The sequence below is a fragment of the Mastigocoleus testarum BC008 genome (assembly GCF_001456025.1).
Classification (GTDB): Bacteria; Cyanobacteriota; Cyanobacteriia; order Cyanobacteriales; family Nostocaceae; genus Mastigocoleus; species Mastigocoleus testarum.
Window position 1 is genome coordinate 1 of the sequence record NZ_LMTZ01000064.1, and the last position, 15,973, is coordinate 15,973.

Below are 15,973 nucleotides of genomic sequence, written 5' to 3' on the forward strand. Positions count from 1 at the left end.
AACTTTGTGTTTGACGGTTCTGTCAGTGGATCACCAGCACCGACAACCGCCTTTATATTGGCTGGTTCGGCGTATTGATGATTCCTACATTATTGGCAGCAACCACCTGCTTCATCATCGCATTTGTAGCAGCTCCCCCCGTAGACATCGACGGTATCCGCGAGCCAGTCGCAGGTTCCTTGATCTACGGAAACAACATCATCTCTGGTGCTGTTGTACCTTCTTCTAACGCTATCGGTTTGCACTTCTACCCCATCTGGGAAGCAGCTTCCTTAGATGAGTGGTTGTACAACGGTGGTCCTTACCAGTTGGTAATCTTCCACTTCTTGATCGGAGTATTCTCTTACTTAGGTCGTCAGTGGGAACTTTCTTACCGCTTAGGTATGCGTCCTTGGATCTGTGTTGCATACTCTGCACCAGTATCTGCAGCAACCGCAGTATTCTTGATCTACCCCTTAGGACAAGGTTCCTTCTCTGATGGTATGCCTTTGGGTATCAGCGGTACCTTCAACTTCATGTTGGTATTCCAAGCTGAGCACAACATCCTAATGCATCCTTTCCATCAGTTGGGTGTAGCAGCAGTATTCGGTGGTTCCTTGTTCAGTGCAATGCACGGTTCTTTGGTAACAAGCTCCTTGGTTCGTGAAACAACCGAAACCGAATCTCAAAACTACGGTTACAAGTTCGGTCAAGAAGAAGAAACCTACAACATCGTAGCTGCACACGGTTACTTTGGTCGTTTAATCTTCCAATATGCGTCCTTCAACAACAGCCGTTCTTTACACTTCTTCTTAGCAGCATGGCCTGTAGTAGGAATCTGGTTTACCGCTTTAGGTATCAGCACCATGGCGTTTAACCTCAATGGTTTCAACTTCAACCAGTCTGTAATCGACTCTAGCGGTCGTGTAATCAACACCTGGGCAGACATCATCAACCGTGCCAACTTGGGTATGGAAGTAATGCACGAGCGCAACGCTCACAACTTCCCCTTAGACTTGGCTGCAGGTGAGGTAGCTCCTGTAGCAGTAAGCGCTCCCGCAATCAACGGTTAATAAATTGAATAGTCAGTTAAGTAGATAATTACAGCATAATTAATTACTTAATGTAGAAAATCACTCTCCAGGAATGGGGGGTGATTTTTTGCTCTGATTCTGGCTTACCTGCAGTAGGAAACATGGAATTTGACTCTGCAGATTTAGAGCAGCTAGAACAAAGCGGACAACTTGTAGATGTAATCGTACATGAAATGGGTCATGTATTAGGTATTGGTACTCTGTGGAGACAAAAAAATTTGGTAACTGGTTCTGGTACTAACGATCCGCGATTTACTGGTCCTCGTGCTACTGCTGAATATAATCGTATTTTTGGGCTAAATGAGTCCTCTGTCCCTGTTGCTGATACGGGAGAAGAAGGAACTCGCGAAGGACACTGGCGCGAATCGGTATTGACTAATGAGTTGATGACAGGATTTATTAATTCTGGTGTTAATAATCCTCTCAGTAGCCTCACCGTAGCTTCTCTAGGAGACCTTAGTTATGAAGTTAACTTAGCCGCAGCAGATCCTTTTTTCACCTAGTCCTGTTTATTTACGGCTCCTCAAATGTTTTAGTTGAACTTTTGATCTAATTCTTTGCGCGATTCCGGGGAGGTCCTGCAGTTACAATAGTTACTTTATCTGGATGAAGTAATTCTTTTGCAACTTGATTGACCTGTGTTAAAGTCACAGCTTCAATTTTTTCGGAGTACTCTTCTAATTCTGCTGGAGATAACCCCAGAACTTCGTTAGATAGGATTTGATTTGAAAGAAAATCTGGATTTGCTAAATTGATAGTGTAGCGACTGGTTAGAAATTGCTTAGCTGTTTGAACTTCATTCTCGGTTACACCTCGATCACGAACTTGTTGAAGTATTTTTAAGGTGGAGTCAATAGCTTTTCGAACATTTTCGGGATTAGTTTGCATTGCGATCATGAATGGTTTTGCATATTTTCCACCCTCTAGTGAACTGCGAATACCATAAGTTAATCCTTGACGATTGCGAATTTCTGAACCTAGACGACTGGTTATAGTGTTACCACCCAGAATATTGTTCAATACTTGGGCTGCATAAAAACGAGGATCTTTGCGATCAATGCCAATATAACCCATGTAAGTAATTGACTGAGTTATTCCCAGCATATCTAAATTTTTGCGAGTAATTTTCTGTGCTAAGGGAACCTCGGGTACAGTTAATTTAGGCGATTTACCAGTAACATTCCAGTTTCCAAGCTTTTCTTGGAGTAGACGCTCGATCTGCTGCAGTTCAAAATCGCCTACAAAGGTTAATACGGTTGCATCTGGACGATAATGAGTTTGATGAAAATTGAGCAAATCTTGGCGTTGAATACCACTTATACTTTCTGGTGTTGCTAAATTAGAGAATGGATGATTTGGTGGGTAAATAGTCTGCTGGAATACTCGTTCTCCCAAACCTATTGGATCGTTCATTACAGCTTTTAGCCGATCCAACTGTCTTTGACGACTAGTTTCCAATTGCTTTTTTGGAAAGGTGGGATTTTTTATTATATCTGCGAGGATTTCTACCATCGTGGGTAACTCTTCCGCCAAACCGATACCCCGTATTCTCACTCCTTCTAAATTCGAAGCAAAACTTAAACCAATTGAACCTTCTTGTAATATTTTATCAATGTTCAAGGTATTTTTTGTCTTGGTACCACTTATCATATTAACTGTAGTCAATTCCGCAAGACCTGCTTTTTCTCTAGTATCAAACTTATCACCAGCATTTATGTGACCACTTAGTGACACCGTTGGGGTACTGGAGTCAGGTAAAAGCAAAACTTGCAAGCCGTTGGATAAAACTATTTTCTCCGGTGAGTTTTGTTTCGCTTGTTTAGTTGGTTTTGGTATTGGAGGTAAATACTTCGCAACTAAATCTGGATCCACTGGAGTGTTAAGATTCAGCTGCTGGTTTGTAGAACTGGTTTGAGTTGTATCTATCGGTTGATTGTTGGTAATTGCTTTTGGATCTAACTGTGTGGGTTCGAAAAAACCCAATGTCATTTTGTTTGGGTCGAGGTAGATCTTAGCAACCCTTTGAATGTCAGAAGCAGTAACATTCTCAATATCCCTTAGCAAACTTTCAGTAAACTTATAATTTCCTGTTGTGATGGTGTCATAACCTAGCTGCTGTGCTTGGTTAGAAATATTACGTTTGCCTAAAAATACATTAGCACGAACTAGTTTCTTCGCCCTTTTTAGCTCTTCTTGGGTCACTCCCTTGGTAATTAATTTAGCTATTGTTTGCTGAATAGTTTCGTTTATTTTTGTCAGTTCTTGTCCTCGTATAGCTGTAGCTCTTAAAGTGTACCAACTTTGAAATTTCATATTTGCTGGTATTCCACTAATTCCACTCACCATACCGGATTTAACCAATGGTTTATAGAGTCTTGCGGTACGCCCAAAAGCTAAGATAATATCCAGTAATCGCAACGCAGGTACATCTGGATGTTTAGCGTTAGGTAAAGGGTAGACTGCTTGTAGAATTGGTAAACTTCCTGGTTCTTTGAGAATTATGGGGGATTTAACATTACTTGTAGTTATAGGACGCGATCCTGAATTTTGGGTTATTGCTACTGAACTATTTCCCTTAGGAATTTTCCCAAATATTTTTTTAATGTCTTGGAGGGTCGATTCTGTCTCGAAATCACCAACAATGATTAGGGTCGCGTTATCAGGTTTATAATATTTGTGATAAAATCTTTCCACCTGCTCGACAGTAAAATTTTCAATATCATTTTCAGTACCAACAACGGTCAAACCATAGGGAGAGTTAGGAAAAGCCGCTTGCATCACTGCCCGATTTAGTCTATATTCTGGGCTGTTCTCATTACCTTGAATCTCAGAAACTACTACCTGTTTTTCAACTTCCAGTTTTTCTGGGGAAATTAAAGCATTCTGCATCCGATCAGCTTCTAAGGTTAGCAGGGCTTGCAATTTATTTCGTTCAACGGTGTTATAGTAGGCAGTTGTGTTATAGGTTGTAAAAGCATTAATATCACTACCTAAGGCATTAAATAAATGTCCAAACTGAATTGGACGTTCCTTAGTACCTCCAAACAGCATATGTTCTAGTAGGTGAGCAATTCCGTTTTCCCCTTCAGCTTCATCATAGGAACCTACACCATACCAGATCTGTACTGTAACTACAGGTGCAGTTTTGACTTCTTTGGTTAGTACCGTGAGACCATTTTTTAAAATTGTTTTACGTACTTTTGGGGCATTGGTCTTAATTCCTCTTGCAATTACAGACTCGTTTACATCTGTTGAAACGGATTCAGTTTTTTCTCCAAGAAGTTTGATTTTTCTTTCCATATCTCCTCGAGTAACATCCCGAGCATAACTGTTTTGGGCAAAACCAATCAAAGAGATAGAGATAAGAAAAAATAATATTCCAGCAAAAGTACTTGAAGTTCGAGCAATAATAGTAGAGAAAAATGATAATCTTGCAGGCGTTATTCTAATTTTAAGGGAATTTTTATTTTTCATTTTAATAACATCAATTAACTCAGAATCTTGACGCAAAGCCACAATATTTAATTTTACTTTGCTGCGCTTGCTCATCTTTATACCCTTGAAATTAGATACATTTCAGTACTTATTGATTTTTATTATTCCAACGAGGTAACAAGAAAAACGTGCTTTTGGGTATATTGACAAAACTTCTTTCATTATAAATAACGGCTAATGTAAATTAAATTCAGCCTTGTAATATCAAGAGTTCCAAGAACTGCCTTAAATCATGTTTGTGATTATTCTCACAGATTTAGTTATTTCAGCTTCTAATTCACATAAGGTGTAAATAAGAAGTGTTATATACAATTAATGGTTGTGTAATGGCTAACTTTATTGGGTACAGTAACTTTTTGACCCTTAAAGTCTCTACCGAAATAACCATCGTCAAAACCACGACCAAATTCACCTCCAGCAGTACGAGGTTTGTAATCTTTCCCTCCACGAAAACTTCTTTTCCCTTGACGATACCCATCAACATAAGCGTTTGGGTGATACGCAGGATCTTCATTAACAATCTCGTGAGTAACAGGATGACAGTATTTAATTTTGTATTCTTGTTGTTTATCTTCTTCGTTTTCAAACAAAATAATTTCCGCTTGAGCTAATTGGTTATTTGTAAGGGTCACAATGGAAACTAGACTTAATAATAAGCTACTTACAAAAATATTTTTCATCATTTTAAACTTATGAATATACAATTAATTTTTGACATCGCCTGAGGAAAGCAATTTTTATTAATAGTATTTAGCTAATTACTATTAATATGCTTGGTTTGCTTTGATATCTGTATAATACAAACAAATAAGTTGACTGTCCCAGATAATATTTTCCGGATAATTGAAAAATAACGGAAAAATTTTTCCGGACACAAAAAATAGCGGAAAAGTTTTTTATATTAGTGATACTTGCTGTTCAAATAAGAAAATAAATGCTAGTTTTTTTAAATAGTTTGGTAACTTTGGCGCAAGCATGAAAAATTGGCAACTATTTTTAATTTCGGAGGTGTTTCGTGAATATGATTTAAGTAAAAAGGAGCAGGCGATTATGCTTGCAAAATTTCCTGACGAAGAAACTGTCAAAGTCAACAGACAAGTTGCAGACCGAGCATTTGAAGACGATCGCCTACCAGCAGATCCAGAAACTATCAGAAGACAACTCTGGACAATATATAACGAACGTTTTTCTCCTAAAGAGAACCGAGAACACTTTCCAGATTACGATCGCAAAGGTAGTAGTGCTAAAGATAAACTCTTTCAAGCTTGGTTAAAAGAAAAGTATTTGAAATGGAAGAGCCTTACTATTGATTCTAGATCGACAAATCCGGCAGCCAAAAATCAAGGGTTTATTAGTCCAGACATTATCCATCAAAAAGTTACTGAGAAAGAAACTAATAAAAAAGTAGCGCTCGAGCAGAAAAGCCCTAATGTTCTCGCTAATCCTTTTATTCCTTTGGTTGGTAGAGTAGATGACCCACAACTATTTTTCGGACGTGATCGAGAAATTAAGCAAATATTTGAAATTCTCAATAGCGGTAGTAGTGTCACATTGATTGGTGAAGAGGGTATCGGTAAGTCATCTATCCTATGGAGTATTTGTCAACAAGCCGGTAACTTTCTTCATTCATCCCGCGAGTCAGTTTTTTTAGATTTAAATTGGATTCATGATGAAAATGAATTTTATACAGCTTTATGTGAAGAGATTGGAATTCCCAGCGCCAAAGGCTATACATTAACTCGCAATCTCCGCGATCGCAGAATACTCCTAGCTATAGATAACGTCGGGAAAATGACCTGGGAAGGTTTTACCCGTCAAGTCCGCGATCAACTACGTGGTTTAGCTGAGGGAAGTATTGCACCTCTGCGTTTAATTTTAGCTGCGAGTGAATCTTTAAACGATTTATTTAACGATAGTCAGGATGAAGGTAAGACATCACCTTTAGCTGGTGTTTGTCAGGAAGAAATAATTGCACCTTGGAACGAAAATACTGTACGTCAATTTATTGCAACGCGTCTCGCAATAACGAAAATTAAGTTCACAGAGACAGAAATTCAACAAATATTACAAGAAAGTAGCGGTCATCCTCGGGAATTAATGAGGTTGTGTTATCAAACTTATTCTCGTTATGTTGATGGGATTAGGGATTAGGGGGAGCCCGCACCTTACGGTGTTAGCGTAGCGTGGCGTTAGCCATATGGCGATTAGTTACTGGAATTGATGATAGCAATTAGATTCTGATTTTTACTCATTACTTATTACTCATTACTCATTACTCATTACTCATTACTCATTACTTAATTCTACCAATGAAGCAACAAAATACTGTTCCACGTTTAGATTTGGCTCCAAAACTTAAACGTCCTTTATCTTTATGGAAGCCAGTAGATTATTTACGTATTTTATATTGGGTATTATTCTTCCCTCGGGCTTTGCAGTGGTATGTAGATACTTTTGCAAGTAGATCTGTTTCTGAACAGGAACAAAATAGAAAAAGTGTGTTGAATTTCATATCAGACAATCCAACTGAACGACAGTTATTAATCCAAAGTATTTTATTGGTACTTGCAATCAATTTGCTTGTAGATACAGTTACTGGAAAAGCACTTTTTGCTATAACTGTATATCCAGGAATAGCTCTACAGTATATCAACTCCAAGAAATTTGCTAAAGCTGCATCATTACTCATAGCAGTTAGTGTAGCAGAAGCTTTAGTATTGTTATTACTCAATCCCACTACCGTTTACCTCAGTCTTATAGATCTTTCCAAACTTAACTTTTCTCCTTCTCAGATATCTGGAATATTTGTGGTTCCGTCCATCGTATTGTTTTTCTTAGTAGCGCTTGAATTAATATCTTATAAATCACCTAAAGTCAGAAAATGGCTTATAAGGGAAGATTGGCAAGAATATGATATTACAACAGTTGTAATTCTAGGCTTGGGAACAGGGGTCGCACTTGGAGTAACGTTCGATAAAATTCTCTCAGCAGATTTACCTGTCGGTATAGGGTTACTCCTAGTATGTGGCATGATATTGGTGCTATGGTTAGCTTCTAGTTTGTTTTTATTTATACCTCGCCCAGATAATTGGTTGATTGGCTTTATTTTTAACCGAAGCTTGTTTGAAAGTCGGAATGGTTTTATTCCCTGTGTAACTCCCCTACCTTTACCTGGTCTTAATTTGCAGTTGCAAAAATGGTTAAGAGAAGATTGGGAAACAGGTTTGCATAATCTCAACGAAATACTTGCATATACAATGCAATTTTATCCTATTGCGCGAGCAGTCAATCAGGTGCTGAAGAATACTCCATCAGAACAAATTATCTGGCGTGTTTCTCGTCTATCTGAAATTATTAATCATCGCAATATAATAAATTTCGCTTCTATTTCTTTTATTAAATTAATTAGGTCTGCTTTGACCAAACGTTTCTGGTTATTTTCTCTTGAGTATTATGAAAAATCTTTTCCCCCTCCAGTTTCAGATATTCGTTTAGATACTCCTGCTAGTAGAGTAACTGCTGGTTTCTGGTATTTACACGTACAAAAACCCCAACTTGCTCAAGAAGCTTTTGCACATACCCGTTCTCTTCTCTACGGTGAAGAAATGTTTACTCTTGCTCAAATTTTAGAGGTTTTTCAGTCTGCAAAAGAAGTCGATAAAATTAACCAAATAGAATTACTTCCTCTTCCATCCCAACCTCTATTACGTTCCGATTCGTGGGAAACTATTGCAAGTTTGTATCGTGTGGTTGAAGATATCCAATTAGTACAACGTAGTGTATCTCGTGCAACCCGTGCTTTTGCACTCAATCGTGCATTGGGAGAACTAAAAAATATACTGGACCATCCTAACTCTTTACCTAGGACAGAAAAAGCCTTAATTCTTAGTATTGCTCAAACTTGGCAAGAATCACTCCTCAATCTCACCGGTGATATTGGTAAAGTTAATATTACTAAACCTGTAAGTAATCCTTACATTGTGGGCGATCCGGTAGTAGGCGATCGCTTCATGGGAAGAGAGGATATTATCCGACAACTAGAAGAACTGTGGGTGATGGGTCAACAACTGCAGTCCGTAGTCATTTACGGTCACAGACGCATGGGGAAAACCTCAATCTTGCGTAATGCAACTAATTGTCTTGGTTCTGGAGTTAAAGTTGCTTATGTCAATATGTTAGAGGTGGGAAATGCTCCCCAGGGTATTGTAGAAGTGTTAATGGCGATTTGTGATGGAATTTCTCAAGTTGTGCAAATACCCCCTCCAGGAAATGATGATTTATTCAATTTTCCTTTACCTACCTTTAGAAGATATTTGCAGCAGGTTGTAGAGAAATTAAATGTAGAGACTTACGACGGTTCTAATAGTACATCTATGGGAGGTAAAAAAGGTTTAATTATCGCCCTAGATGAATTTGAAAAAATTGAAGAACTAATTGATGCGGGTAAAATTCCAGCAGATTTTATGGGATTTCTCAGGGGTTTGGTACAGATGAATTCTCAAATTGCGTTTGCATTCGCTGGTTTACATACCTTGGAAGAAATGACTGCAGATTATTTCCAACCTTTCTTTGCGAGCGTAATTCCAATTCGGGTAGGTTTTATGAGTCGTGCTGCAACTCGTCAAATTCTCGCTAACCCAGACCCAGATTTTCCCCTGGACTATACTCCACAAGCCTTAGATAAGATTTATCATCTCACATCCGGACAACCATATTTAGTACAGTTAATCGGATTTCAGTTAGTCCGTCGTTATAATAACTATGTTTTTGAACAAGGACGCTCTCGCAATCCTAACTTTACCCCAGAAGATGTAGAAACAGTCATCAATGATTCTAATTTCTTTCGCCAAGGACGTTATTATTTTGACGGTGTTTGGGGTCAAGCAGCACGAGGTGTCTCCCAGCAACAAAAAATACTCAAAGCCCTTGCTTTCCAACCACAAGGATTAAGTATTGAGAATTTAGTTACAGCTACAGATATAATTGAATCAGATTTACAGAAAGCACTTAAAACCCTCAAACGCCATGATGTAGTTGCACAAAAAGATGATAGCTGGCAAATTATTGTGGAACTCTTTCGTCTGTGGCTTTTGAAATCTGCTTAAAATTATTTACTTGAGGTCTTTCGTTGAAACAATGTATATTCCATTTTTCTACCCGTAATTAATGAACTGTGTCTTGTAAAATTTTAAGATTTTAATTGAGTATGAAGAATAACTCATCGCAAGATTCATCAGTAAATTTTATTACAGATAAAGAAAATATCTACAAACGTGTTTTTAAGCGATCGCCTCTTATCTCTAGTATGTCTGTGGGCTGGGATAATTTGGATATAGTTTACGATGTAGATCCTCCTGGGGAAATATCCAAGATATCCTTCCAACAACACTGCATAGGAATTTTTACTGAAGCGTTCTCATCCACTGAAATAGAAAGAAAAATGGATGGACGTTTAGTACAAGAGGAGGATGTCCGAGGGAATTTTGTCATTGTTCCAGCAAATATGAGTCATCAAGTGGTGTGGGATAAGCCAATTAGTGCGGTTAAGATTGCGATCGAGCCTAGGGTTTTTGCTCAGACTATCTACGAAGTTGTAGATCCAGACCGGATTGAACTTTTACCGCAGTTTGCGACTCCCGATCCACTCGTCCATCAAATTGGATTATCACTTCAATCTGCTTTAACTAAAAATGGTAATGGTAGTCGTCTTTATGCTGAGACTTTGATTAATGCACTTATCCTTCATTTATTAGAGAATTATTCGGGCGATCGCCGAAGTTTTTCTGAATGTATAACAGGAAAGTTACCTAAATATAAATTGAAACGAGTTATTAACTATATTTATGCTCATTTCGATGGCGATTTAAGTTTAAAAGAATTAGCAAGTTGTGTGCAAATGAGTCCTACTTATTTTTCGCGACTTTTTAAAGAAACTACAGGAATTACACCCCATCAATATGTTATTCGCTGTCGCATTGCAAGAGCGAAAGATTTACTAAAACAGGGAAAATTATCCATTGCTGAGGTTGCTATTCAAGTAGGTTTTGTAGATCAAAGTCATCTTTATCGTTATTTTAAGCGTTTAGTGGGTGTTACACCAAAAGTCTTTTTACAAGAGTTTCGTAAATAATAATTTCAAGAATAAAAGTTTTACTAATAATATAATTTGAGCTTTGCTGAATCATAATATGAATTATGCGGTAGGCTTGAAAGATCTATGAATGTGAGAACAGAAGAGAGAGATAAAGATCTATTGGTAGAGGTTTTGGTTTCTGTAGTTTCCGTCTACGAGTTTTATTTGAAGTCGGTTCTGCCCCCGGTTTTTTATGATACATTTTTTGTAGAAGTTGTGGTTCGTATCGACTTATTGATGCCCACAATTTCATAAAATTAGAACCACCACATGCAACATATAATCCTAAAGGTAGGTGTCCCTTTCTCGCCCTTTGGTCAGGTGTAACTTTATCCTTCTTCCCCCATTCCACCTTCTCTACAAAACGCTCAAAGGTTTCCTTATCAAAAACTCCTGGTTTACCACCATTGTCAATCCAAATTTGTTTTTGAATACTAAACCCAAACTTTTCATAGCTACTTACCAGCCAAAGTCGGTCAATTGTATGCAAATCTAATTTGGGAAAATTTTCAATATCTTTTTCGTTCAAGTATTCTCCTTCTTGTTTATTAGTAATCCAAAGAATAATTCTTAATGTTTCTAAATCGGCTTTTCCAAATTCTTTATTTTCAAGTAAATGACGTAATTTAGTATAGTCTGCTCCTACTTCGGATGCTTTATCACCAGTCACAGGGATTTTTGATAATGCAGAATCAGTTACTTCTCCTTCTAAAAATTTACTTTGAGGTTCACTATTAAAATTTGAAGAGAGATTAAGATTTAGTGCTCTTGCTACACATTTTAACTTCTGGTTACCAGGGTTTTCCCTTATTGCGCCGTAAATTAAGTTTTCAACCCAATTCTGGGATTCTGCTTTTTTTATTAGCTTAAAAACAACTTCTCTTAAATTAGTTCCAGAAGCAATTGCGTCCAAATTTTTATTTAAGTGAAAAGATAGCATTTCCTCTATTAATATCTTTTCAGGGAAAGCATCAATTAAAGCATTTTGTAGTTTTTGACGCTGTTGACTAGATAAAAGCATATTTTGCCCTGCAAGTTAACCATATTTCTGCATACAAGTTGCTAATCTCAGATTTCTCAAAAAAACTAAATGAAATATAGTGATTTTGCAAAAATCCTTCATCCTATCCAATAAGATTTTGAAGATTTAAATCAAGTTAATTTACACAAGACGATAGTTAAATAATAAGAATATCCAAAAATACTCAGAATTTACAAGCCAGACATCCAGAAAAACTTTCATACTTATCGTTATAGCAGCACAAAAATAAATAACAGCAATAATGAAAGTTGAAAACAAAACACAAATAAACACTCAAATAGAAACTCTCCAAATGTATGAAGGTGCTCCTTGGTGTTTGGGAAGATATGAAAGTTTTGCAGTTAATAAACCCCAATTAATTACTCTTCTGGGTCATGACTACGTAATTTGGAAAGATAAAGAAGGTAATTTAAATGCTTTAGATAATATTTGTCCCCATGCTGGATCTAATTTAGCTAATGGAGGTTATATCGTAGATTTTCAAGGAAAAAGTTGTTTAGCTTGTCCTTACCACGGGAATAAAGTTCAATTTTTCGGAGATGGGAAAGCAATTATCGAAGGAAATATTTCCCGCAAACCGATCCAATCAGTCTTACCGTTAAAAGTTATCGACGGTTTGGTGTGGACTTATGGTCTTCATTGGGAAGAAAGGAGAGGGGAATTAGTCTCTGAACCAATTCAACCAAAAATACCAATTCCAGACTATACTGATATTCCTTTTTTACCTAAATATCATTCCCAGTTATATGTAAGTAAGCTCAATCATATTTATTCTTTTACTGAATCAGTAAATAATAATATCCTCCGATTTATATGGAATGCACATGATGGGGAGCATTTCGCGGGTATTCATCGGGACAGCATGCTGACAAAAGATATCAAAATTGATAACCTGATCCAGAAAGATAATCAAATATCTTGGCAACTTTTTTTAAATAAACGAAATGATAAATATGCAAAAAATAATAAGATGAGTGCATTGGTAAATGATGTCATGATTCAATGTTTCAATACATTTTTACCAAGCTTAGTTGTTCTTACCAATGAAATAGCTCAAGGACAACTTTTTGTCGCAGTTGGTTATCTCTATCCGGAATCACCAACAAAAACTAGATTTTCTTTAGATGCTTATTTTAACTTTGAATATACCTGGTGGCACAAACTTCTTAGGTTACCTCAATTGGGAAATCAATTTCGTGACAAGGTAATTGGTGAAGATGTATCTATAGTAAATAATATTTACCCAACTTTCAATAAAAAGATTTCGCTTAAAAACGATACACCTGCGGAATTAGCAATTAATTATCTGAAAAACTGGAAGTATGAATGAGTAATGAGTAATGAGTAATGAGTAATGAGTAAGGAGTAATGAGTAAGAAGTTGCTGATAACTGTTAACTGATAACTGATAACTGTTAACTGTTAACTGATGACTGATAACTGTTAACTGTTAACTGACAACACGTTTAACTTGTTGGGGAGCCTCTATCTCAGTAAATAATTGAATTGCTTTGTCAAAATATATCTTACTTTCAACAGATTCTTCTATCTCCTGGTAAGTTAATCCTAATTGAAAGTAAAACTCTGCGATATCGCATTTTGCATCAATATTTTCTAATAACTCGATTGCTTCAAAATGATTTATCAGAGCTAACTCAAACTCTCCTCGCTGACGATAGATTTGTGCTAGACCATTAATAGTTTTTGCCTTTACTTGGGTGTAATGACTTTTCTCTGCAAAACTCAATGCTTGAGAAAACATCTCATTCGCCTTAGTAAAATCTTTTAAATTCACATAAGTTTGACCAAGTATTTGTAGAAAATAAGAAATCCTACCATTATTTTTTATATTTACTTCTGTCGTAATATTTTGATAAGCTTCATCAGCTAATACTTTAGCTTTTTCATATAATCCTAAATTAGAACTAACTAAGGCTAAACAAATCGAAGCTTTTTCCGCCCAAGGATGATGATCTGTATTTTGTACTAAATAAATAACTCGCTCAAATAAACTAGCTGCTGCTTCCAATTCCCATAAATCTATTTTATATAAGCCAATACTCAGTAGGGAATCAACTTCTAACATGCGAAAATAATAAAAAGCATGTTTACTATCTTCTTTAGGAACTAGATTTTCTAATGCTCTTGTAGCCAGATTAATTGTTTTCTCCTGACATTCAATCGCAGCATTGATTTTGCCATTTATCCAAAATAAGTCTCCTAAAATATTATATAATTCGCTAACAATACGATCCGAATTTAAGTTATGAATTATTCGGTCAATTGCTGCCATTACGGGTTGAATTAAACCCATACGATATAAAGTACTTCCCAATGGTAAAAACTGACCCCATTGGTTATCTCTACTTTTAAGAATAACTTTACCGGCTAATTCAAATGCATTAATGTCTATGTAATGATAATAAGCTTCCAAAGCTTGCAATGCATCCTTAATATTTTGTATCTCTGGTACGCTCGCTGTCCAAAAATTTGCAGCTTGAATGTTAGCATTTTGCCAATCTTTACTGGAGCGCAAACGAGAAATAACTTCCGCTCTAATTACTGGATGCAACCAATATTCACCTTTATGACACTCAATCAAAGAACGATTTTTCAAAGAAGCAATAATTTGATGGTGTTCTGTTAATGGTACATCCCAGAGCAAACATAATAATCCTTCCGTCGGAATTGCAGGTACATCTTGGTAGCGATAACATCCCAAACGGCAAAGCAAATGATATGCTCGAATATCTAAAACTTTCAGTCGGTTAATTTGACTGACAGCTAAATTTTTTAAATCTGTTACTGCTAAAGGATCTGCATTATTTGCTTTCCAATATGCAGCCATATCACCATCAAAATCTTCCCCGATCGCACCGCAGAGAATACCCATTGCTTTAGCATTACCACCATAAACCCGATGCATCGTAGATAAAGTCTGCAAGTCAATCTCTATTTTTCGGCACTCGAAAAACTTCTCCCATGCGTTAATATCTAAACCAGGAAGCCGATAGTGTTTCACGTTTAGTTCTGGTTCGCACAGGCGATCGCGACTAGTGATGATAGTCACAGATTCCACCCTTGCATCGGCTAAAATCCTTAACAGTTCTACATAATTGCGATGGCGATCGATAAATCTACCACGATCGTCGAGCGCTGGTTCTAAATTATCAATTAAGATCCCAATTCGCCGGTTATTAAGTTGACGCTTTAATCTTCCCAGGGTGACACCAAATTCAATTCCTGGTTCTTCTTGAAAATCCTGTTTTAACCATTCTTCCACAACCTGTTGGGCGGGAGTTATATTTTGTGTTTCCTTAGCCATTAGGAGTTCCAAAACTAGATCGAACTCCTGGGTTTGCAAATACTGTTGGGCTAAAGTCGTTTTACCTAAACCCCCTTCACCTTGAATAACAATTACTTTATTTTCTTCAGTAACCAAACTATTGAGACGATGGATTTCTTCTGAGCGTCCGATAAAATTTAAATTTATATTGGTATTTTTATTTTTAGCTTTACTTGTATTTTTATCTACATTTAAATCTAAATTTACATCTTCTGTTTCTTTCGACTGGATAGGACTCTGAGATATTTGTGAATGTTTGGAATATCTAAGACTTCTAGAATATTTTGCATAATCTGATAAACCTGATATAGTATAAGCCTTCCTAAAACACTTCTCTAAAACTCTTCGACAATTCCTTTTCGTGATTTTTTCTCGCAAGACTTTAGAAAGTAACTTCCATAGCTGAGAGCCAGTATCCTTAGCATGTCCTTCGGTACAGCCATAGGTATCAGCAATTTCTAAATACTTTCGTCCCAAACAAACTTGTTCGAGAATTACTCGTTCCAATTCATTTAAGCGTTCCCCAGTCTGAATGGGAATGATGGTATCTAACCATGCTAATAATGCTTCCGTTTCCATTGGCTAGTAACGAGAGTAGTTTTTTTTGTTTTTTAGCTTGCAGTTTTTCTAATGTGAGGAAGAAGCCTCATCTAGTCTACATTTGCTTGACCGCTTTTTTCAGATAAGATTCCGATAAGATTCTGTAAATCTGATAATTTGCACAATTCTCAATTAGTCCAATAATCTGCCTAGAAATAAATTCCCAGGCTCATAGTAAAAGTCTGATAAATCAGACTAGGTAGGGCTTGCTGAATAAATACAAAAAGGTGATGGTTAATACATTATCAGACCCAAGGAATATATTCAGATGCAAGAAAACAGTCT

Annotated in this window: 9 protein-coding genes and 1 pseudogene; 6 read left to right on the forward strand and 4 right to left on the reverse strand. The window is 36.7% G+C overall.

The features are described from left to right. Positions 1–14: 14 nt before the first annotated feature. Together psbA and BC008_RS10750 are read left to right on the forward strand one after the other, a co-directional pair. A pseudogene (psbA, locus tag BC008_RS10745) lies at positions 15–1,052 on the forward strand (photosystem II q(b) protein); the annotation flags it as partial. Positions 1,053–1,132: 80 nt separating this feature from the next. Next, positions 1,133–1,576 carry a leishmanolysin-related zinc metalloendopeptidase gene (locus BC008_RS10750; protein ID WP_058183521.1) on the forward strand — a complete coding sequence of 148 codons (444 nt, stop codon included), beginning with the start codon at positions 1,133–1,135 and terminating at the stop codon, positions 1,574–1,576. Positions 1,577–1,622: 46 nt separating this feature from the next. Here the strand turns inward: BC008_RS10750 and BC008_RS10755 are convergent, their stop codons facing one another. After that, positions 1,623–4,622, reverse strand: coding sequence for a M16 family metallopeptidase (locus BC008_RS10755; protein ID WP_153009565.1), 3,000 nt, complete (start codon positions 4,620–4,622; stop codon positions 1,623–1,625). A 248-nt stretch (positions 4,623–4,870) separates the two neighbouring features. Then, on the reverse strand, positions 4,871–5,251 hold the full coding sequence (locus tag BC008_RS10760; RefSeq protein ID WP_407657049.1) for a hypothetical protein: 381 nt from the start codon (positions 5,249–5,251) through the stop codon (positions 4,871–4,873). A 292-nt stretch (positions 5,252–5,543) separates the two neighbouring features. Between BC008_RS10760 and BC008_RS10765 the strand changes: the two genes are divergently transcribed. The 3 genes from BC008_RS10765 to BC008_RS10775 all read left to right on the forward strand — a co-directional run bounded on the left by BC008_RS10765 (position 5,544) and on the right by BC008_RS10775 (position 10,698). Beyond that, positions 5,544–6,719: an ATP-binding protein gene (locus BC008_RS10765; RefSeq protein ID WP_058183523.1), complete on the forward strand. Its 1,176-nt coding sequence runs from the start codon at positions 5,544–5,546 to the stop codon at positions 6,717–6,719. A 158-nt stretch (positions 6,720–6,877) separates the two neighbouring features. Beyond that, the gene (locus BC008_RS51245) at positions 6,878–9,673 is read left to right on the forward strand and encodes an AAA family ATPase (RefSeq protein ID WP_027844562.1); all 2,796 of its coding nucleotides are present in this window, start codon (positions 6,878–6,880) and stop codon (positions 9,671–9,673) included. 101 nt (positions 9,674–9,774) lie between these two features. Beyond that, the gene (locus BC008_RS10775) at positions 9,775–10,698 is read left to right on the forward strand and encodes a helix-turn-helix domain-containing protein (protein ID WP_027844563.1); all 924 of its coding nucleotides are present in this window, start codon (positions 9,775–9,777) and stop codon (positions 10,696–10,698) included. A gap of 85 nt (positions 10,699–10,783) precedes the next feature. Here the strand turns inward: BC008_RS10775 and BC008_RS10780 are convergent, their stop codons facing one another. Next, a complete protein-coding gene (locus BC008_RS10780; protein ID WP_058183524.1) occupies positions 10,784–11,722 on the reverse strand; it encodes a GUN4 domain-containing protein in 939 nt (312 codons plus the stop codon). A 262-nt stretch (positions 11,723–11,984) separates the two neighbouring features. Here BC008_RS10780 and BC008_RS10785 point away from each other — a divergent pair, with 262 nt between their 5' ends. Continuing rightward, positions 11,985–13,073: a Rieske 2Fe-2S domain-containing protein gene (locus BC008_RS10785; protein WP_027844564.1), complete on the forward strand. Its 1,089-nt coding sequence runs from the start codon at positions 11,985–11,987 to the stop codon at positions 13,071–13,073. A gap of 119 nt (positions 13,074–13,192) precedes the next feature. Here the strand turns inward: BC008_RS10785 and BC008_RS10790 are convergent, their stop codons facing one another. Next, positions 13,193–15,667: a tetratricopeptide repeat protein gene (locus tag BC008_RS10790; protein ID WP_027844565.1), complete on the reverse strand. Its 2,475-nt coding sequence runs from the start codon at positions 15,665–15,667 to the stop codon at positions 13,193–13,195. Positions 15,668–15,973: the final 306 nt, after the last annotated feature.